Origin of the sequence: Parapedobacter pyrenivorans (assembly GCF_014636865.1) — a bacterium.
GTDB lineage: Bacteria > Bacteroidota > Bacteroidia > Sphingobacteriales > Sphingobacteriaceae > Parapedobacter > Parapedobacter pyrenivorans.
The window spans coordinates 284,664-304,666 of sequence record NZ_BMER01000004.1; the positions used below are offsets into that span (position 1 = coordinate 284,664).

Annotated in this window: 17 protein-coding genes; 4 read left to right on the forward strand and 13 right to left on the reverse strand. The window is 49.0% G+C overall.

Translation table 11 applies throughout. From position 1 onward, the window contains the following. Window positions 1–8 precede the first annotated feature (8 nt). Window positions 9–836, forward strand: coding sequence for a PepSY-like domain-containing protein (locus IEV98_RS18265; RefSeq protein ID WP_188507469.1), 828 nt, complete (start codon window positions 9–11; stop codon window positions 834–836). A gap of 601 nt (window positions 837–1,437) precedes the next feature. Here IEV98_RS18265 and IEV98_RS18270 read toward each other — a convergent pair. The 3 genes from IEV98_RS18270 to IEV98_RS18280 all read right to left on the reverse strand — a co-directional run bounded on the left by IEV98_RS18270 (window position 1,438) and on the right by IEV98_RS18280 (window position 4,653). Continuing rightward, a complete protein-coding gene (locus IEV98_RS18270; protein WP_188507470.1) occupies window positions 1,438–2,730 on the reverse strand; it encodes an alpha/beta fold hydrolase in 1,293 nt (430 codons plus the stop codon). A gap of 77 nt (window positions 2,731–2,807) precedes the next feature. Continuing rightward, window positions 2,808–4,088, reverse strand: coding sequence for a TonB family protein (locus IEV98_RS18275; protein WP_188507471.1), 1,281 nt, complete (start codon window positions 4,086–4,088; stop codon window positions 2,808–2,810). Then, window positions 4,075–4,653, reverse strand: coding sequence for an RNA polymerase sigma factor (locus tag IEV98_RS18280; RefSeq protein ID WP_188507472.1), 579 nt, complete (start codon window positions 4,651–4,653; stop codon window positions 4,075–4,077). The genes IEV98_RS18275 and IEV98_RS18280 overlap by 14 nt, the downstream gene beginning before the upstream one ends. Before the next feature lie 79 nt (window positions 4,654–4,732). Here IEV98_RS18280 and IEV98_RS18285 point away from each other — a divergent pair, with 79 nt between their 5' ends. Then, complete coding sequence (locus tag IEV98_RS18285; RefSeq protein ID WP_229738835.1) at window positions 4,733–6,610, forward strand: vWA domain-containing protein; 1,878 nt, start codon at window positions 4,733–4,735, stop codon at window positions 6,608–6,610. 68 nt (window positions 6,611–6,678) lie between these two features. Here IEV98_RS18285 and IEV98_RS18290 read toward each other — a convergent pair whose 3' ends face one another. From IEV98_RS18290 to IEV98_RS18325, 8 genes are all read right to left on the reverse strand, one after another. After that, the gene (locus IEV98_RS18290) at window positions 6,679–7,560 is read right to left on the reverse strand and encodes a sugar phosphate isomerase/epimerase family protein (RefSeq protein ID WP_188507473.1); all 882 of its coding nucleotides are present in this window, start codon (window positions 7,558–7,560) and stop codon (window positions 6,679–6,681) included. Window positions 7,561–7,602: 42 nt separating this feature from the next. Continuing rightward, window positions 7,603–9,588, reverse strand: a complete 1,986-nt coding sequence (locus IEV98_RS18295; RefSeq protein ID WP_188507474.1) for a heavy metal translocating P-type ATPase — start codon at window positions 9,586–9,588, stop codon at window positions 7,603–7,605. Between the two features lie 67 nt (window positions 9,589–9,655). Beyond that, the gene (locus IEV98_RS18300; protein WP_188507475.1) at window positions 9,656–10,072 is read right to left on the reverse strand and encodes a Fur family transcriptional regulator; all 417 of its coding nucleotides are present in this window, start codon (window positions 10,070–10,072) and stop codon (window positions 9,656–9,658) included. A gap of 112 nt (window positions 10,073–10,184) precedes the next feature. Further along, a complete protein-coding gene (locus IEV98_RS18305; protein ID WP_188507476.1) occupies window positions 10,185–10,940 on the reverse strand; it encodes a sulfite exporter TauE/SafE family protein in 756 nt (251 codons plus the stop codon). Continuing rightward, entirely contained in the window at window positions 10,933–11,601 is a 669-nt protein-coding gene (locus IEV98_RS18310) for an HAD family hydrolase (RefSeq protein ID WP_188507477.1), read from the reverse strand. The genes IEV98_RS18305 and IEV98_RS18310 overlap by 8 nt, the downstream gene beginning before the upstream one ends. A 111-nt stretch (window positions 11,602–11,712) precedes the next feature. Then, entirely contained in the window at window positions 11,713–12,171 is a 459-nt protein-coding gene (locus IEV98_RS18315; RefSeq protein WP_188507478.1) for a hypothetical protein, read from the reverse strand. Next, complete coding sequence (locus IEV98_RS18320) at window positions 12,168–12,557, reverse strand: VOC family protein (protein WP_188507479.1); 390 nt, start codon at window positions 12,555–12,557, stop codon at window positions 12,168–12,170. The genes IEV98_RS18315 and IEV98_RS18320 overlap by 4 nt, the downstream gene beginning before the upstream one ends. Before the next feature lie 71 nt (window positions 12,558–12,628). Beyond that, window positions 12,629–13,423: a helix-turn-helix domain-containing protein gene (locus IEV98_RS18325; RefSeq protein WP_307726865.1), complete on the reverse strand. Its 795-nt coding sequence runs from the start codon at window positions 13,421–13,423 to the stop codon at window positions 12,629–12,631. A gap of 142 nt (window positions 13,424–13,565) precedes the next feature. On the opposite strand from IEV98_RS18325, the gene IEV98_RS18330 reads away from it, so the two are divergent. Then, the gene (locus IEV98_RS18330; protein ID WP_229738836.1) at window positions 13,566–16,415 is read left to right on the forward strand and encodes a M16 family metallopeptidase; all 2,850 of its coding nucleotides are present in this window, start codon (window positions 13,566–13,568) and stop codon (window positions 16,413–16,415) included. 76 nt (window positions 16,416–16,491) lie between these two features. Here the strand turns inward: IEV98_RS18330 and IEV98_RS18335 are convergent, their stop codons facing one another. Then, window positions 16,492–17,352 (reverse strand): sigma-70 family RNA polymerase sigma factor, encoded by an 861-nt coding sequence (locus IEV98_RS18335; protein WP_188507481.1) that lies wholly within the window; start codon window positions 17,350–17,352, stop codon window positions 16,492–16,494. A 400-nt stretch (window positions 17,353–17,752) separates the two neighbouring features. Next, window positions 17,753–18,670: a methionyl-tRNA formyltransferase gene (gene fmt, locus IEV98_RS18340; protein WP_188507482.1), complete on the reverse strand. Its 918-nt coding sequence runs from the start codon at window positions 18,668–18,670 to the stop codon at window positions 17,753–17,755. Between the two features lie 71 nt (window positions 18,671–18,741). Between fmt and IEV98_RS18345 the strand changes: the two genes are divergently transcribed. Further along, window positions 18,742–19,962 (forward strand): ABC transporter permease, encoded by a 1,221-nt coding sequence (locus tag IEV98_RS18345; protein WP_188507483.1) that lies wholly within the window; start codon window positions 18,742–18,744, stop codon window positions 19,960–19,962. Window positions 19,963–20,003 lie beyond the last annotated feature (41 nt).

The following is a 20,003-nucleotide window of genomic DNA, read 5'->3' on the forward strand; positions in this document are numbered from 1 at the left end:
ATATGGAAATGAAGCACTATTTTATGATTCCCGCATTGGCGGGGGTATTGATTACCGGGTGTACGGATGATGACAACGTTGCACCGGAAAACCGCGCACACGACACATTCCGGGAAATGTACCCGGATGTGACGGCGGTGGAGTGGGAGCGCGAAAACAGTTATTACGTAGCGGAATTCCGGGTAGGAAGCCATGATAAAGAAGCATGGTTTGACGGGACTGGTAATTGGCAGCTCACGGAAACCGAACTTCCTTACGCAGATCTTCCAGAGGCGGTAAGACTGGCGCATGAAGCGAGCGATTTCGCTGATTGGGTAGTGGATGATGTGGATTTCGTGGAACGCAAGGATCGCGAAACAATTTATGTGCTGGAAGTGGAGCGTGGAAATACCGAGTATGACCTCTATTACCTCGCCGATGGCACGTTGGTGAAGGCATTCCCCGATAACGACAATGATAATGACTACCTTCCGATTACACTTCCCAACGGCGTTTCGCAGTTTCTTGCTGAGCGTTATCCAGATTACAGGCTGGTCGATACCGATGTCGATGACGGACGTATTGAAGTGGAGCTGATCCATGGGAAATTCAAGCGTGAAGCACAGTTTACCACGGAAGGTGATTGGGTTTACACGGAGACTGAAGTTGGCTTGAATGATGTGCCTGAAGCGATTACCGACGTATTGAGCGAATCGGAATACAGTACCTACGACGTAGACGATATTGACTTCATTGAAACACCGGAAGGTGCCTATTACCATTTTGAGCTGGAGCTTGGCAATGATGATGTAGAGATCCGGATTCATGAAAACGGTGAGCTGGAGGTATTGAACTAAGATCTGCCGCGGATCATCGAACCGTAAACGGGAACAATTACTTGTTCCCGTTTTTTTTGCCGCTGCACGGGGATATTGGCTCGTTGAATATATCGCCGTTAGTTTGGCCCTTTATATCCTGATGCCGGGGAAACTGTTGGCTAAGTAAAGTGCGGTGACCGTAATCGGATGAGGATTGTTTGTCGGGGGTGACGTCGGCTGAGCCGCTCTCAGCCACTTTAATTGCCGTCTTATGGTTGGATGTTTCATTCCAAATGATGGATTGGTTGGGCGCGTCGCTTATTATTTTGACGGTATTCCTACTATCCCGCCGAACTTAATTACGTTGCCCCGCTAGCCCCGTTTCCAACTTCAGCTTTTTGCGCTTCTTTGAATGTTGCTATCAAGTGAGCGATAACGGCTTGGCTACAGCGAATATAGGAAGATACTAAGGTTAAATAAAATTTGCTAGTAATAGATCTAATATTTTCTACATATCTACTAAGAATTTATTCGTAGTAAATACCTAAAAAACCCCTAGAAAACCCCTAGAAATCCCCTATATAATATAAGTTTTTTGTTGACAAATTTTGGGTGGTACCTGGTCCCTTGCATTATCCAACTAGTCATCCAGAAAATCCAATACGACTTCATTAAAAGCCGAGGGATTATTTACCGGGAAATAGTGGTCTTCACCTGCTGCAATATGCAGTGTGCCATTGGGTAGATGCGCAACGATACCCCGGGTATGGGCCTCCTTGATGATGTCGTTTTCGCCGGCCATTACTAACACCGGACAATGGATAGCCCGGAGGTCTTCATACACCCGGTTTGGTTCGGTCAGCAAGAGGGCCATCAACCGCGCCGCATTTTGCGCAGCCCGGCTGGTATCTGCCGCAAGGGCTTCTTGGCGTTGCACAACTTCTTTACGTACACTTTTGTCTATTACACTGTTGTTGATGTAGATATTGGCACCCATAGTCACCAGCTTCCTGACCTTGGCAGGGTATTTCATTGCGAGCATCAGCCCGGTATTTCCGCCATCGCTCCAACCGACGACATTGACGCTGTCCAACCCGAGTTCATCGAGGAGCGCTTTCATGTCTTCGGCAAATAGTTCATAGGTATACCGCTGACCATCTTCCGTTGATTTGCCCTGTCCGCGAGTATCTACAGCGATAACACGGTAATGTTTTTCAAACTCGGGGATTTGATGGGTAAAGGCGAGGATGGATTGTGAGTTGCCGTGCAACAGCAGTAATGGCTCACCTTCCCCGTACGTTTCGTAATACAGTTCGATACCATTGACGGTGGCAGTACGCCCAGCGCTGACGTTATTGCCGTAGGTGGGAGGTTTCACGAAACCAGAACCATCGACCAATGCGGAACGTTTACCGTGGTAGGGCGCCTGGCTGGTCGCAGTGAGGGCAAAGCCCTCGCGTTGCTTGAGGTAACCCCAGTGGCTGGCAACACTGTCGCCCTCGAAATCTCCAGATGGAATCGGAATCCGCTCGAGCTGCCCACCGTCGTTTTCCACGAAGAGCTGGAAATCGTCGAAGTAAAACCGCCCTTGTCGACTGTATAGTCCGCCGAAGGCGAGGTGTTCGGCACCACGGTCTATTGTTCCTTCGATGACATATACCTGCCACCGGTCGGACCGGATTGGCTTATCCATCATATTGTAAAAAAAACCGGCACGATTGTCTTTCTTATCGACCCGCGCCCAGATTTCGGCCTCGGCCGTGGAATCGACGACTTCCACTTTCACCGCCGCCTGGAGCCGGAAGTTTTTCCCTTGGTGTGCCTCGATCGGGATACGCTGGATGAACGCTCCCCAGTCATCGGCAGGCTGAGCCAATAAAAAAAGAGGTAGAAAGAGCAGCCAGCCGATGGCTATGAGCATGTAACGTGTCATATCCGCAAAGATAGTTAGCTTGCGCCGATGTGATTTTTTTTTAACATTCGTTAACGGTGGGATAATTTCCTTGTGCTTCAAAATGTAATCTGCAACGCTGCCTCACACCCGCCGTTTCTACCGGGTTTCCAATGTGGCCCGTTGAGTACGATAGCGACCGCTAAGGAATTTAAGTTCTCGTTGTTGGTTTTGACTACCTTAATATCGGTCGGACGCCCGTCTTTATCCACGATGAATGTTAGGTCAACCGTGCCTTTTTCTCCGTCAGCTCGCTTTTGTTCGTCTTTCAAATACCGTCGATAGGCACGCCAACCGTCCTTGGGCTCGGGATTGCCGGCGCTTTTGGCTTTGCCGTAGCCGGTCACAACCACTTCGCTGAGCGAAACGGCCGAGGGTTCCATAATTAGCAGAATCGTATCCTTCCCGACCACTTCTACCGACTGAAGCTCATAGCCGATGAGCGAAGCGCTTTGTATAAGCTCCGGATCTGCAACGACGAACCGACCGGAAGAGTCTGTGACGACCTTATGCCCATCCGAGAGCTGTAATGCCACACCCGACAACGGCTCCTGTGTTTGGCCATCCACAATCTTACCGCTTACAACAGGTTGGTTCACATGCTGACTCACGCCGCGTATACGGATGCCAGGCGCACGCCCAGCTAAGGCTTGCTCACTTTCTTTTACCGGCGTGTCTATTAGTACATTGGCGGCTACCGCGCCGGTGAGGTCTGCTTTTTTCTGAGCACCATAACCCACCACTACGGTTTCGTCCAACGTATCCATGGATTGCGTTTGCTTCGCAGCGGTCTGCCGGTCCGTTGAGCCAATTGCTTCAGCGGAGCCCTCCGCACTTTCGCGCAAAGGCACCGTTGGGGCGGCGGCCAAGCGTTGCTGGCGCTGGTCTGCCAGCGGCACCTTGGATTGAGGCGATTGCACGGCTGCAGCGCCTTCTGAAGCAACTCCCTCTTCAGGTGTGACAGGTTGTTCGAGACGAGGTGTTTCCGCTTCGATGGGCGCCGATACGAGTTCCGCTTGGCTTTGTTCTGGTGCGCGCCACTCTGTGAACCATAAGGCGCCAAGGGTGAAGGCGACCAATACGGTTGCCGCTATGGCCCAGCGCTGTGCGGTAGCTAACCGTCGTGTACCGCCACGCCTGGTACGCACCGCAATACGGTTGCGGATAGCCGCAAGGTTAGCTTCATGCACTTCTTCGACTTCATTTTCCATCCCCAAGATGACGTCCATCAACGCAGGGTCGTCTTGCGCTTGCCGCTCCAACGTATACATCTCGCGGGGACTGAGTTCCCCACGGACATACCGTTTGATCAATTCCATATCCACCTTACCCTTTTCCATGGTTGGCCTCCATGCACAATTTTAAGTTCCGTTTGCCATTCTGGATGTAGCTTTTTACTTCTTTCAGGCTATACCCAGTCATGTCGACGATTTCCTTATAACACTTTTCATTCAAAAAAAACAAATCGACACTGCGTTTTTGTTTTTCGGGGAGCCGCTCCATGCAGCGTTCTAATACTGTGAGCAGCTGTTCTTTTTCCCCCGCGTCGTCCTCCGGATGCACGGACAATGGAAATTCCACAAATTCATCGATGGAAATTTGCTGTCTGTTTTTCTCGGACCGCAGCTGCATGAGGCAATGGTTGCGGCTAAGTACGTATAACCAGCTGCCGAATTTTTGGATTTCCTGCTTATTGACCTTACCGATAAGCTCCTCGAAAATCTGCATGACGGCATCCTTGCTCCGCTCGCTATCTTGTAGGTAGCGCATGCATACGTAATAGACCATTTCTGCATGGACATCAAATAACTCACCCAATGCAGCCAGATCGCCAGTATCGCGATAGCGCCGTAGGAGTATATCGTCGTCATCGACGTTTTTTTTGGACTTGCTAAACCAACCCATTGCTCGGTGAAAATAATTTTTTTTTCCGGTTTATGGAAATTCGGGAATTCACGCATCCTTCGCGAAAAAATTGACAGTTATGAAAGCTATTTTCTTTGCAACGGTGCTGATGTTATCCCTGGTGGGATACCGGAGTGCCACACCGTTTAATATCAGCGGTACGGTGTATGATCAATCGAGTGGAAATGCCCTGGTTGGCGTACAAGTGTCGGTTGAGGGGGCTGGGACCGCTGTGGCTACCGACGCCAACGGTCACTATGCGATTAGCGCAGAAAAAGGCAAATACCTTGCGTTTCATTTCATCGGCTACGAAAGTAAACGGGTCAAAGTCGGAAAGGACAGTGTGATTGATGTTAAATTGAACCCCATAACCGAAAACCTTGAGGAAGTAGTGATTGTGGGACACGGCGTGCAGGCAAAATCCGAATTAGTGGGAAGTGTTGCCGGTATCCGTATCCGAGGCATGTCACGAACCGGGTATAGCTCCCAAGTATATATGCCGCAGCCTATAAACACCGAATCCTATAAAGGGGTTACAGAAAATCGCTTTTTTAATCCTTTGGATGAACCGCTATCAACCTTTGCAATCGATGTGGATGCGGCCTCTTACAGTAACTTCCGACGCTTCATCAACAATGGGCAGCTCCCGCCTATAGATGCGGTACGGATTGAAGAGCTGATCAACTATTTCCAATATGATCTCAAAGGACCGTCTGGCGGTGAGCCTGTGGCGATCCACACGGAGCTGGCAGTAGCACCCTGGAATCCGGAACACCGCTTGCTGCGTATCAGCCTGAAAGCGAAATCGGTACCGACCGATAAGCTGCCAGCGTCAAACTTGGTTTTCCTTATCGACGTTTCGGGATCCATGATGGGGGTAAACAGGCTACCACTCGCGCAGGCATCGATGAAGATGTTGGTCGACCAACTGCGCGCGAATGACCACGTGGCAATCGTAACCTATGCCGGGTCTGCCGGCGTGGTACTCGAAAGTACGCCGGGCAGCCAGAAGACCAAAATAAAGGATGCTATTGATGCACTGCATGCCGGCGGGTCTACCGCAGGCGGGGCTGGCTTGCAGCTGGCCTACCGCATCGCCCGTCAGCATTTCATCAAAGGGGGTAACAACCGCATCGTCCTCGCCTCTGACGGCGACTTCAACGTCGGTTCGGCTAGTGACGGCGACATGGAACAACTCATCGCCAAAGAACGGCAGAGCGGTGTGAGCCTCTCCGTACTGGGCTTTGGCATGGGTAACTTCAAGGACAGCAAGATGGAACTGCTAGCCAATAAGGGGCATGGTAACTATGCGTACATCGACAATATCACGGAAGCCCGCAAGGCGATGGTCACGGAGTTCGGCGGCACCTTGTTTACCGTGGCCAAGGATGTGAAGGTACAGGTGGAATTCAATCCCGGCAAGGTACAGGCATATCGTTTAATGGGTTATGAAAACCGGCTGTTGGAAAAAGAAGATTTTAACAACGATGGAAAGCTTGGCGGCGACATGGGCGTTGGCCATACCGTAACCGCCCTCTACGAAATCGTGCCGATGGGGGTGAAAAGCACCTATCCTGGCGACGTGGATCCGCTGAAATACCAACCTGTTAAAGAACGGCCCGAGGTGAGAATCAGCGACGAGATAGCAACGGTCAAATTCCGCTACAAGGATACAGAAGGCGACAAAAGTCGGTTGCAACAGATGACCGTGGCGGGCAAGCCGCAGGAGCTATCGGAAGCTAGCGCGGATTTCCGGTTTGCTAGTGCAGTAGCTGAACTGGGTATGTTGTTGCGCAACTCGGACTACAAACAACAAGCAGACTATGACCGGCTGATCGCTCGGGCGAAGGGTGCAAAGGGAATCGATGATGAAGGATACCGTGCAGAATTCATCCGGTTGGCTGAAAGTGTCAAATTGCTGGCCAAAAGCAATGAATTGGCGGCAGAAAGTGATTAATCGGAATTTTAACAGGTCACCGACGGACGCTATCCGTCGGTGACCTGTTTATTGCAATGTTGCCAATGCTAAAGAGCGGCTATCATGCGATCGAAAACTGCCCGTTGTTCCCGCATGGATTGCACTTTATCGGCGGGGTCGGTGTGGCATTCCAACAGGATCCAGCCGCTGTAATCCATGGTAGCTAGGTTTTTCAGAAGGGCGGGGTAGGGGTAGTCCGTGCGGTCCAGTTCGCGTACGTGAACCGTGTCACCGAAACGATCTTTCACCAAATCAAAATTATATTGGAACCCTTGGCCGTCTAAATCCTGCGGATTGCAGTTCCAGCAAATCGTGGCGTTGGGATGATCGGCATGATCCATGATGGTCTTGATATTGGGCAGATTCTGGGTTTCATTTCCGTGTACCTCCAAGCGGAGCTGCTGCCCGAAGTCTGCAGCGTAGGCTGCCAGCTCATTCAATGCTGCTCCGATTTGCGCCATCGTCTTTTCACGGGGTACATCACGATGAAAAGCATTCGGTTTTACTTTTACGCCCGTTCCGCCGATGTCGGCACTCAACTGGATAAAAGCCTTGGTACGCGCAATAGACGTCTGCAGTTTGTGCTGATCCGGAAAATCGTACTGCTCATTGGTACCCATGCCTACACACTGCACCGCACTGGCTTCAAATTGTTCTTTTACGCGTTGCCGCTCGCGGTTGCTCATCTCCGGGCTGACGTGGTGAGCGTGGTCTACACGCAATTCAACGCCGTGTATACCCGTATCCGTACAATTTTTGATCAGGGTGGGTACGTCCCAATCCTTACCCCAGAGGTAAGTGACCAGTCCGAGCTTCATTTGGGTTGCAGGCTGATGATGGGCAGCTGCCCAGGTGGCAGCGGGAAACAATGGCACACCTGCAAGCAGTGACATCGTTTTCAGGAATTGCTTTCTATTGATGTTGTACATCGCATGTTATAATTGGGTACAGCTACAAATGTATCAAAAAATCTAAAACTTCATCCGCTGTATGCGGATTGCATTGCCAATAGCCAATAGCGCCACACCGACATCGGCAAACACCGCCTCCCACATGTTGGCCAGTCCGCCAGCACCTAGAATAAGCACGACGGCCTTTACCGCAAATGCCAGGGTAATGTTCTGCCAGACAATACGGCGAGTTGACTTCCCGATGCGGATAGCCACGGGAATCTTACCGGGCCGGTCATCTTGGATGACGACATCTGCGGTCTCGATGGTCGCATCGCTACCGAGCCCGCCCATGGCAATACCCACATCGCTCAACGCGATCACAGGGGCATCATTCACACCATCTCCAACGAAAGCAACAGTTATATTTGACGCTTTCATCTCCTTGATTTTATTTGCTTTATCTTCTGGTAGAAGATCACCGTAGGCGTCGGTGATTCCAAGTGTATCGGCCACAGCTCTCACAACAGCGGAGCGATCGCCACTCAGCATGGTAGGAGTTATACCTAGGGCTTCTAACTGAGTAACGGTCTCGGCAGCATCCGGCTTGAGTTGATCGGCAATAGTCAAATAGCCAGCAAATCGCCCGTCGTAGCCAAGGGCAACCACCGTAGCGGTTATTGAATTGGCATCCACATCATATGCGATACCGAACCGGTCGAGCAGCTTGAAGTTGCCGACTAACAGGGATTTGCCATTTACCACCGCCCGCAGCCCGTGACCGGCAATTTCCTCAACTTGCTCCAGCTGCAGGCTTTCATCCACAGGCCCCACGTGTGCATGGATGGCCGTAGCGACCGGATGGGTACTGTTGCTTTCCAATGCGTTGGCAAGACGGAGTACCTCAGCTCCGTTGAATCCTTCGGAAATAACGACTTCCTGTACCTTGAAGACCCCTTGGGTTAATGTACCGGTTTTGTCCATCACGACATGCCGGATATTGGCCAGTGTATCCAGGAAATTGCTGCCTTTGAAAAGAATGCCGTGGCGGCTAGCAGCGCCGATACCACCGAAATAGCCGAGTGGAATAGAGATGACCAATGCGCATGGACAGGAAATAACCAGAAAGACCAATGCGCGGTACAACCAGTCGTTAAACACGTAGTCGACTACAAAGAAGGCCGGGAGTAACGTAATAAGCAACGCCAACAGCACCACGATAGGCGTGTAAATCTTAGCGAACCTACGGATGAACAATTCGGTAGGTGCCTTCTGCGCAGTGGCATCCTGTACCAAGGAAATAATCCGGCTTAGCTTGCTATCCGTATAGGCGGTGGTGATGCGTACCAGCGCCACGGTATTCAGATTGATCATACCCGCGAGTACGGTATCGCCCTGCATCTTTGTATCCGGTTTGCTTTCTCCGGTGAGCGCCGCGGTATTGAAAAAGGCACTTTCTGACAGTAGTTCACCATCGAGGGCAAGCTTATCCCCTGGCTTGAGCTGTATGATCTGGCCGATGGTGGCCTGCTCGGCTTTGACAATTCGCGGACTTCCATTGTCCAAGATGGTCACTTCGTCGGGCCGTTGGTCCAACAGCGCCTTGATATTGCCCTTGGCGCGGCGTACGGCCATGCTTTGGAAATTCTCGCCGACTGTATAAAATAGCATGACAGCGACACCTTCCGGGTATTCGCCGATAAAGAAAGCCCCCAACGTAGCGATGGTCATCAGCGTGAACTCCGAGAAGATTTCTTTGTTGGAGAAGGCTTGGAACATTTCACGGATAACCGGGAAGCCCACAGGAAGGTATGCTGCGGCATACCAAACCAAGCGCACCCAGTGGTCCGAAAATGCCTGTACAGGGAACCACGCATTGTCAATGGCGAGTCCCAGTAGCAAAAGGATAAGGCTCACGAAGGCCGGAAGAAAAAGCTTAAAAGTAGATTGGCCTGCACCGTGGTTGTGATCTTCGCCATGATCGTGCGAATGGGAACAGGTGGTGCAGCCGGCCACGTGGCTATGCTCGCCAACGGTATCAGCACGGATTGAATCATGGTTTATCATTTCATGGATTGCCTTTGTCCTATACCAACAAAGGTAACGGCAAAAGCCATGCAACCGATTTGCAAAGTTATGTTGAGCAGTCCTCGCAAAGTCCCTTCATCACCATGTTCATCTCTTTCAATACGAATTTCTGTGGCAAATTTACGGCAGGAATGGTATAATCTGTAAGGCAGAATGTGCGTTTGCAGAGCTGACAATGGAAGTGTACATGCAAATCTCCGGGATTGCACTCACATCCCTCACTGCAGAGCGCATATTTGGCAGAACCCGTACCATCGTCGATACTGTGAATGATTTTATGCTGCTCGAATGTCTTTAGCGTGCGGTAGAGCGTTACCTTGTCTACTTTATCGAACTGTTCCTCTAGATCCGAAAGGCTGATGGCGGTTTCCTGCTGAGCCAGCATGTCCAAAACCAACAACCGCATGGCCGTCGGTTTGACGGAACGCGCATGGAGTATGGTTATCAACCGCTGATCATTCATGGTATATTGCTATACAGGTAACGTATTCAAAGATAAGCAAATTTTCAGTCGGTTGAGGGGCGTCGGCATGTATTAACCAAATTTAGTAGACCGTCTCGGAACCAGATATCCCTTAAAATAGCAGAATCAATGTCGATATCACCGTCAGCGTAATCATTGCGGTTTTGAATTGTCGCTCGGGAAGAACGTGTACGATCCGGATACCGAGCAGGCCCCCAAGCAGGATAACGGGCAGTGCCGTCAGATCGAGCAAGAGGCTATTCCAGGACAGGTTGTCCCAAACGAAAGCTTGTAATGGTATCTTGGCGTAATTCAGTATCATGATGAACCATGCTCCAGTAGCCACAAAGGCAAATTTGGGAAGTCGCATGGAGAGCAGGTACACCGTGAGGAGAGGGCCGGCAGCATTGCCAATCATGGTGGAAAATCCCAGAATGAAGCCCATAGCCGGAGCAAACCAAAGCGATTCGGTGATGGCAGCTGCGCTTTCGGAGCGATGGGTACCAATCATCGTGATAATCCCCAACAGGATGCACCCAGCCATTATCACCTTAAAGCCCGATTCAGGAACGAGGTGTCCGACGGCCAGCGCAACGGCTAAGCCAAGTAAAGCCCAGGGCATAGGCTTGATGACCAAATCGCGATGGAACTTCTTGCGGTAATAAATGACTGCCAGCAGATCAGCCATGCAAAGCAATGGCAATACAATGCCCGTGGAATGCTTGGCACCGAAGAGCAACGCAAATAAGGGAACGGTGAGTGTGCCGATATTGGGAATGCCGGTTTTTGACATACCGATAAGCAGGGCACAGGAAAAGAAAATGGCCCATTCGAACGGCCCATCCAACAGACCGGAGAAATCAGGCATCGGTGTGGGCTAATAGTTGCTTGATGCGGTTTACATCAATATCAAGGTAATCGTGGATGTAGTATTGGCAGGGAGGAAGTTCGTCCTTGGTATGGGAGGTAAGCACTCCTACCACCTTGGCACCGGCATTGATACCAGCGGATACACCGGAGAAGGAATCTTCAAAGACCACGCAGTCTCCCGGTGCAACGCCCAGCTTTCGGGCCGATTTCAGGTAGACTTCGGGGTTCGGCTTATGTATATGTACATCTTCGCTGGATAAAGCGGTGTCCATGAGCGAACGCAGGGAAAGCCCGTCTATGATGAAATCGAGGTTAGCCCGAGGTGCCGAAGTAGCTACACCTATTCGGAACCCCTCGGCCTTGAGCGCTGAAAGAAACTCAGGAAGCCCCACAATGGGCATGATATGGCCGGCATAAATCTCGCGGAAAAGTGCTTCTTTTTCTTCCGCGAGGCGCTTGATTTCCGAGCCAGTCAGTTCGCGTCTGAAAAAGTGACGCATGATGTAATCATTATGTTTTCCATACATATGGTCCTCGAATTCCTGCTCGGTATAGGGGACTTTATAGTTGTCGAAAAATTGTTTAAATGCTTCGGAATGGTAGGGATTGGTATGTGCGATGACCCCATCCATGTCAAAAATGACTGCGTAATTATTCATGCTGCAAAGGTAGCTTTTTTATCATACGCAAATGTCAATCCGTCGTCTTCCATATGAAGACACCTGCATCGGCCTGCGCAAGGGCGTTGCTATCCACGTCAGTATGGATGTTTACGGTTTACGGCTTGGTTCGTAAGCTCTGCGGGCCATGTAATAAAGGGGAATACCGATACAGGCGATCAAAATTGCGTTCGCAATGGCTACATTGGCAAAACTAAGTGGAGAAACGCTCGAAATTCTGGACAACGGGATAACGACAAACTGGATAACAATCCACATAAAGGGAGCATAAAGTATACCGGAAAGAAGGCCTATACGGCGGACGGATGCTAGCGAACGAAACAGCGCAAAGAATAGGGTGGTAAATGCAAAGGCAATGACAAAATGAAACAGCAGGCCCCATCCGGCCATGAGGATACCTCCCTTGTATGCACCGTCTCCAAATACGCCACTGGCAATGTAGTGCAATACCACAACGGGATTATTGTGCGTTGTGAAGTAGAATTGCAGGAACGCTGCCAAAATGTCCAGCGTTCCTATGATTAATCCTGCACGTACAACGGCTCTCATTGCGATACAGCGGTAATCCACCAGGTATTGCCAAAGGGGTCTTTGACCCCGCACGTCCTGCCATAATCCTTATCCGACGGCTCCTGCCCCGGTACGGTTTTCGCTCCGGCTTGGAGGGCTTTTTCGTACGTTGTGTCGGCGTCTTCCACATGGATGTATAAACCGGCATTCATAACCGTAAACTGATCGCTCGCCTCCGCGAACATGATGACCGTATCATCACCGATGCGGAGTTCACCGTGCATGATGCCGCCATTTTCTCCGGGCACGATCAATTGCTCCTGTGCATCGAATACCCTTTCCATAAACCGCAAGAAATCGCGGGCATCCTTAAGGATCAAATAAGGCATAATCCTGTTGTACTGTTTTGGAATGTTTGTAGCCATAAATTTTAGTTTTAATTACCTGTCAAAATTAGCAGATCGCTACGCGGAAAAATTGTAAAAAACCGACAACTTCAATCTCTCCATGAGGTTGCGTCAGTATCACCCGTAAAAAACTGCCGCGGATGGCACCCCGAAAAATGTTTGAAATCATGGATGAAGTGCGATTGATCATAATAGCCGCATTCGGCTGCTATATCTGTAAGCTTGATTTTCCGGCCGCCGTAATATGACATCGCCCAATGAAAGCGCGTTATCCGGCAAAATAACTTGGGTGGCATACCCGCAAATTGTTGGAACTGCCGCTCAAACTGTCGTTCAGATAGGCAATAGTTAGCGGCTAATTGCTTTACATTGGTCTTGGGTTGGCAATGAATGATGTCATTTATGGCTTGGAAGACAGGTCGTTTCGGGCTATGATGCCGTGCTAATCGCCCCACCACAAAATCTGAAAGGATTTTTATCCGCTCGGCATTATTTGCAGCTTCCATTACACGGCTTTCAAGCATGGAACCCCAATTTCTTGACCATGTATCCAGACTAACCATTTCGCCAGTAAATTCTACGGTCGGAACATCGAACACCAATGGGATTGCGTGCGGGTAAAAGTAGACCCCGAAAATACCAAACGATCGATTGATCTGGAATTTCCGTGTTTGGCAACATTGACCTTGGATGCCTGAAATGAATGACTTTTCGGTGATACCCCCCTCGAATATTTCATCAAAACGACCGCGGTAATGGAATAACAGTTCCGGGCAAACGTCGGCCATCGAATGATGAGTATAAGGAGATTCGCTCTCAAGGACCCAAAAGTACCTGATAAAATCGCTTAGTTTTTTGCCGGGAGGTATGGAATGGTACCGCATGTAAGAGCGAAGTTAGGAAATTTGAAGTAACTTATATTTGCTGATTACATGATTTGCCTTATAGACCTGAAAAAAATATTGCTACTTTTGGCTTATGCTGCTGAGAGGCGGCTTATTATCCGCTTTTACTAGATTGTCATTTATGCATTTCCACCAACGAATTACCTGCGCTGCAACATTGTCATTCCTGTTCCTATCGCTGTTTTTTGCCGGTCATGGATCAACGATCGCCTTTAGGGGTATACACCAAGACAGCCTTCGACTCATGGATACGCTGCTTATGGATACCAGCGTGCTCCGCGGTAGGCTCCCCAACGGATTTACGTACTACATACGCCACAATGCGGAGCCCAAAGATCGAGTGGTGATGTATTTAGCTACGAAAGTGGGCTCTATCCTTGAAACCGATAACGAATTGGGGCTGGCGCACTTCTTAGAACATATGCAGTTCAATGGCACCAAAAACTTCCCCAAAAATGAATTAGTAGACTACCTGCAAAAAGCGGGCGTGCGTTTTGGCGGAGACCTCAACGCCTATACCTCGTTTGACGAAACGGTATATCAACTGCCCATCCCCTCCGACGACCCAGAATTGCTTCAAAACGGATTGAAGGTAATGCGTGATTGGGCACAGGATGCCCTGCTCGACGACGAAGAAATAGACAAGGAACGCGGGGTCGTACTAAACGAGTTACTGGGTGGACGGGGAGCGCAACAGCGGATGCGCGACCAGTATTTTCCCATGGTTCTCAATCAATCACGCTACGCACAGCGTTTACCAATAGGCACCAAGGAAAGTATCGAAGGATTCAACCATGAAACGTTGCGTGATTTCCATCGAAAGTGGTATCGCCCGGACCTTCAGGCGCTTATTATTGTAGGCGATATCGATGTAGCAGAAATGGAAAAACAGGTAAACATTTTGTTTGCCGATCTCGAAAATCCGGATGATGCCCCAAATCGCGAAGAATATACGATTCCGCTAGCCGGCAAAAACCAATTTATAGCTGTAACGGATGCAGAAATGCCGCAAACTGTTATGCAATTGATCATCAAACACCCAGAGGCAGACATAAAAACGGTGGCCGACTACCGCATGCAGTTGATCAAGTCGCTATTCAATCAGATGGCCGGATCGCGTTTTGCTGAGCTTACCCGTCAATCTGACCCACCGTTTATTCAAGGGGGAGGCAGTATCGGCGGCTTTCTGCGGGGTTTGGATGCCTTTACGATGTATTTTGCTGCAAAGCCCGGTGAAATCGAACGGGGGTTCGAAGCGGTGGTAACGGAGTTTGAACGGATTAAACGCCATGGCTTCACAGCTACTGAACTGGAACGGGCCAAGGAAAACTTCATCACCAGTGTGGAGTCGTCATATGCCGAACGCGATAAGCGAAAGTCGGAAAGCTACGTGGAAAGCTACCTCAATCATTTCCTTGAAGGGGAAAATAGCCTGGGCAATGAAGATCGATACCAATTGGGTAAATCACTTATTGGCACCATTACACTGGAGAACATCAATGCCCTGGCCCGCCAATACTATACCGATAGCAACCGCGATATCCTCATCATGGCTCCTGAAAAAGATAAAGACACGTTACCCAATGAAAACACCGTAAATAACTGGATGGAGGCCATAAAAGTATCCGACATTATGCCTTATGACGACAATATACAAGAAGAGCCGCTCTTGGATGAACTGCCGCAAGCGGGCACGGTGATCAGTCGGCAGGATAAGCCCGAATTGGGCGTTACGGAACTGACGTTAAGCAACGGTATGAACGTGGTACTGAAACCAACGGATTTCAAGAACGATGAAATCAGCATGACGGCATTCAGCCAGGGGGGTACGTCGCTTTACGATGATGAAGATTTCCTTTCGGCTGCCTATGCGGCGACCGTTGTGGGTGGTAGCGGCCTTGGGCCACATAACGCGACCCAGTTGACCAAATATTTGAGTGGCAAGAAAGTATCCGTAAGGCCATATATCGCCGAACGGTCTGAGGGCTTCAATGCCTCCAGTGGCAAGAAGGACCTTCAACTGGCTTTCGAACTCATTTATGCTTACTTTAAGGTGCCACGGCTGGACATGGATGTATTTGAGGGATATATGCAGCGGATAAAGGCGTCACTGGCTAATAGGCTGGATGACCCCGATGCTGTTTTTTCGGATACGATAAACGCGGTACTTTATAATCACAATATCCGCCGAACAAGCATGACCATAGCGCAAGTGGATCTCATCGATCCGCAACGGGCCTACGACATCTATAAAGAACGATTTGCCGATGCATCGGATTTTACGGTGACCATTGTGGGCAGCTTTACGGAAGATGAACTCATGCCTTTTGTCCTGCAATACCTAGGTGGATTGCCGGCAACGGATAGGGGAGAGCAGGCCCGCGACTTGGGTATTTATCCGCCTGAAAAAGGATTGCAACGTACCGTGCATGAAGGGCAGGAACAGAAATCGAGCGTACGGCTATACTATTTTGGAGATTATGACTATTCAGAATACGAGAATATGCAGCTCGATGCGTTGGAAAGCATTCTGAACATCAAGTTAATCGAACGATTGCGGGAGGCCGAAAGCGGCGTCTATGGCGTATCTGCAAGTGCATCGTATGCCAAGTACCCGCGCCATCGGTATTCTTTCGGTATTGCCTATGGCACCAGTCCGGATATGGTAGCACCGCTAATGGCCTCAGTATTTGATGAGATCAATAAAATCAAACAAAATGGGCCGGAACAAGTGGATATCGCGAAGTTCGTAAGCGAACAGCGGCGTATGCTCGAAGTGCAACTGCGGGAAAACGGCTTTTGGTTGAGCCATCTTTCTGGTTCGTATCAAAACCATGAAGACCCTGCGTATATCTTAAAATACCTCGATGAACTAAACAAGGTAACGGCCGAAAGTGTTAAAGCGGTTGCCAACAAATACCTTCTCGAGGAGCGACTTTTCGAATTTGTGCTCATGCCTGACGCACAATAAGTGGTGCAGCCAACAACATTTACCCATAAAAAAAGGCCCCGTACAACACGGGGCCTTTTTTAACAACGATAGTTTGCTAACCTAAATAAGATTTCAAAATCCTGCTACGGGAAGTATGGCGTAGCCGTTGTAACGCTTTATCTTTGATCTGTCGTACCCGCTCACGGGTAAGATTGAATTTCTCGCCGATTTCTTCTAAGGATAATTGGTGATTAGATCCCAAGCCGAAGAACAAGACAATGATTTCGCGCTCCCGTTCGGTAAGGGTGGCCAATGATCTTTTGATCTCTTCGGAAAGTGATTCATCGATCAATGTACTGTCCGTATCGGGGTCACTGTTTTCCAAAACGTCCAATAAGGTGTTTTCCTCACCTTGAACGAAAGGTGCATCCATGGAAACATGGCGTCCAGAATTACTCAACGTATCGGAAACTTTGTCTACCGTCGTTTCCAGGATGTCTGCCAATTCTTCAGGTGATGGTTCCCGTTCATACTCCTGCTCCAATCGGGAGAAGGCTTTGCTGATTTTGCTTAACGAACCTACCTGATTCAATGGAAGACGTACGATGCGCGATTGCTCGGCAATAGCCTGCAGAATGGATTGTCGAATCCACCACACCGCATAGGAGATGAATTTAAAACCTTTTGTTTCATCAAAGCGTTTTGCGGCCTTGATTAAACCAAGATTTCCTTCGTTAATCAAGTCTCCAAGGGTGAGTCCCTGGTTTTGATATTGCTTGGCTACGGAAACTACGAAACGTAAGTTTGTCTTTGTCAACCGCTCCAAAGCCGCTTGGTCTCCTTCTCTGATTTTCTGAGCGAGGACAACCTCTTCTTCAGCAGTGATTAAGTCTACTTTACCAATCTCGTGCAAGTATTTGTCTAACGACTGCGACTCGCGATTGGTAATGGATTGTGTAATTTTGAGCTGTCTCATTTAATCTATTAAGTACCTTCCTCTCTAAAAAGTGTGCAAAAATACGATTTTTCTAATCATATAAACTGATTTTCTTGGAAAAAGTTGTCTGATTTAGAGGAAATTATCCGATATTTTTACTAAACATTCTTCATCAAAAAGTGTTCCAAACATTCAAACGGCTGTTTTAGCTTTAAAATATTGATATAAAATCAATAATTATTTAATATCAATAAAAATAGGTTGATTATCAATATGAACCGGTTAGCATTGTTGATTGAATATGAGAGAATTGTGACAGAGCAGATTTGATGCAATCGGTCTAATTAATTGATAATGAAGATCCAACGTGTATATTGTCAAATATAACGATATCTATCATAGGCGGTTTAGCGGTGATGATGCAAGCTATCGCTGGTGATTAAAACCGGAATCCCCGGAGGAATTCTTTGACATCCATCCGCTTTTTCCCTTCCAGCTGCAGCTCTTTTACCGTGATGTAACCATCCTGACAGGCAAATTTTAAAAACGACTTGCCATCGGTGTAAGGGGTTCCTGGTTCATGTTGCGTTGGCATCTCGTCTTTTTCGGCCTTAAAAAGCTTTAAGGTTTTTCCATCCAATAACGTGTATGCGGTGGGATAAGGACTGAGCCCCCTAATCAGGTTGTAGACCACAGCGATGGGCTTATTCCATGTTATCAGGCAGTCTTCCTTAAAGATTTTTGGTGCGTGTTTGAGTTCGGTACCTGCCGCTGCTCGATCCTGCGGAATGGGTTCGATTTTGCCCTGTGCAATAGCCCTAACCGTTTTGACCAGCAAATCGGCCCCCACTACCATAAGCCTATCATGTAAATCACCTGCGGTATCGTCGGGGCCGATGTTCACCTTTTCGGAAAAAAGAATATTTCCAGTATCGATTTCGTGTTGGAGGAGGAAGGTGCTGACCCCACTCTCCGTTTCGCCGTTGATGAGGGCATGGTTGATCGGAGCGGCCCCGCGGTATTGGGGCAGGAGGGAAGCATGCAGATTCACCGTGCCCGCAGGCGGCATATTCCAAACGACTTCCGGAAGCATCCGGAAAGCGACCACCACCTGTAAATCGGCATCTAGTAATTTCAAATGGGCTAGAAAATCGGGATCACGTAATTTTTCGGGTTGCAAAACCGGTATTCCGTTCGCATCGGCATATTGCTTTACTGCAGACTGTTGTAGGTGCCTCCCGCGCCCGGCGGGCTTGTCGGGTGCTGTGATCACCGCCACAATATCTTCGCCTGCATGGATTAATGCTGCTAAAGAAGCCACGGCGAATTCGGGAGTACCCATGAAGATGATGCGCATCAGTTGTTTCTAATTTCGTATTTCTAATCTCGTATCTTACCTTTGCAAAGTTATAAATTATATCGAGAGGCTTGAACTTCCCATATTTTTTAGCGAAACGGATTGCCATTGACGGTAAGCGGACCTTCTCTGGACTCATTGTGCGGGTTGCCATCGGTGCCATTGCTATTGGCGTGGCGGCGATGTTGCTTTCCATTGCGGTGCTGCGAGGTTTTAAGGGCGAGGTAACGGCAAAACAACGGGGCTTCTTCGGTGACATCATCCTCAGTAATTACGACCTGAATACCTCGTATGAACCGTTCCCTTTCCGTCTCACCGCAGCCGAAATCGACACATTAAAAGCGATTCCCGGCCTATTATCCATTCACTATTTTGCCGCCAAGGCCGGTATCATCAATGTGAATGACGAAGTGGAAGGCGTGCTCTTCAAAGGAATAGACAGTGCATATAACCAACATTTTCTCGCGAGCACATTAGTGGATGGGTATCCGATTGATTTTACCGATAGTGCAAAGGCCATCGGCCAGATTTTAATATCGCAACATACCGCCAGCCGGCTAAAGTTATCCGTTGGTGATGATTTCATCATGTATTTTGTGCAAGAGCCTGTCAGGCGGCGCAAATTCGAGATCAAGGGTATTTATCATACCGGTGTAGAGGAACTAGACAACACCTATGTGATTGGTGCACTGCCCTTGATTCGACGACTGAACGGATGGAACTCCGGTGAGGTAGGGGGGTATGAATTGTCCATCACTGATTTTGATAAACTGGCGGCGATCACCGCCGATGTACACGATAAACTCCCGATCGATGTGGAAGCGGTAAGTGTGCGCGACCAATTGCCTGAGATCTTTCAGTGGCTCGATCTGCTTGATGTCAATACCGTGATTATCTTGATTTTGATGATAATGGTTGCGGTCGTGAATATGATATCGGCATTGCTCATTATCATTCTGGAGCGGACGCCCATGATCGGTATATTGAAGGCATTGGGCTACACAGATGGTGGTATCCGTAAGGTGTTTTTGTATCAGGCGGGATATTTGATTAGTTTGGGCCTGCTCCTTGGCAATGTCCTAGGCCTTGGATTATATTGGTTTCAACATAAAACCCATTATTTTAAACTGGATGAAACGTCTTACTACGTTTCTTACATCCCGGTGAACATCAGTGTGTTTGAGGTGATTTCGCTCAATGTCGGCATCGCGGCAATTGCCTTGGCTGTCTTGCTGATTCCATCGTATCTCATCAGCCGAATCAGCCCCATTAAGGCAATTCAATTTCAATAAACTGACAGACGATCCCGAAAGGAACCGCTAATTTTGTTATC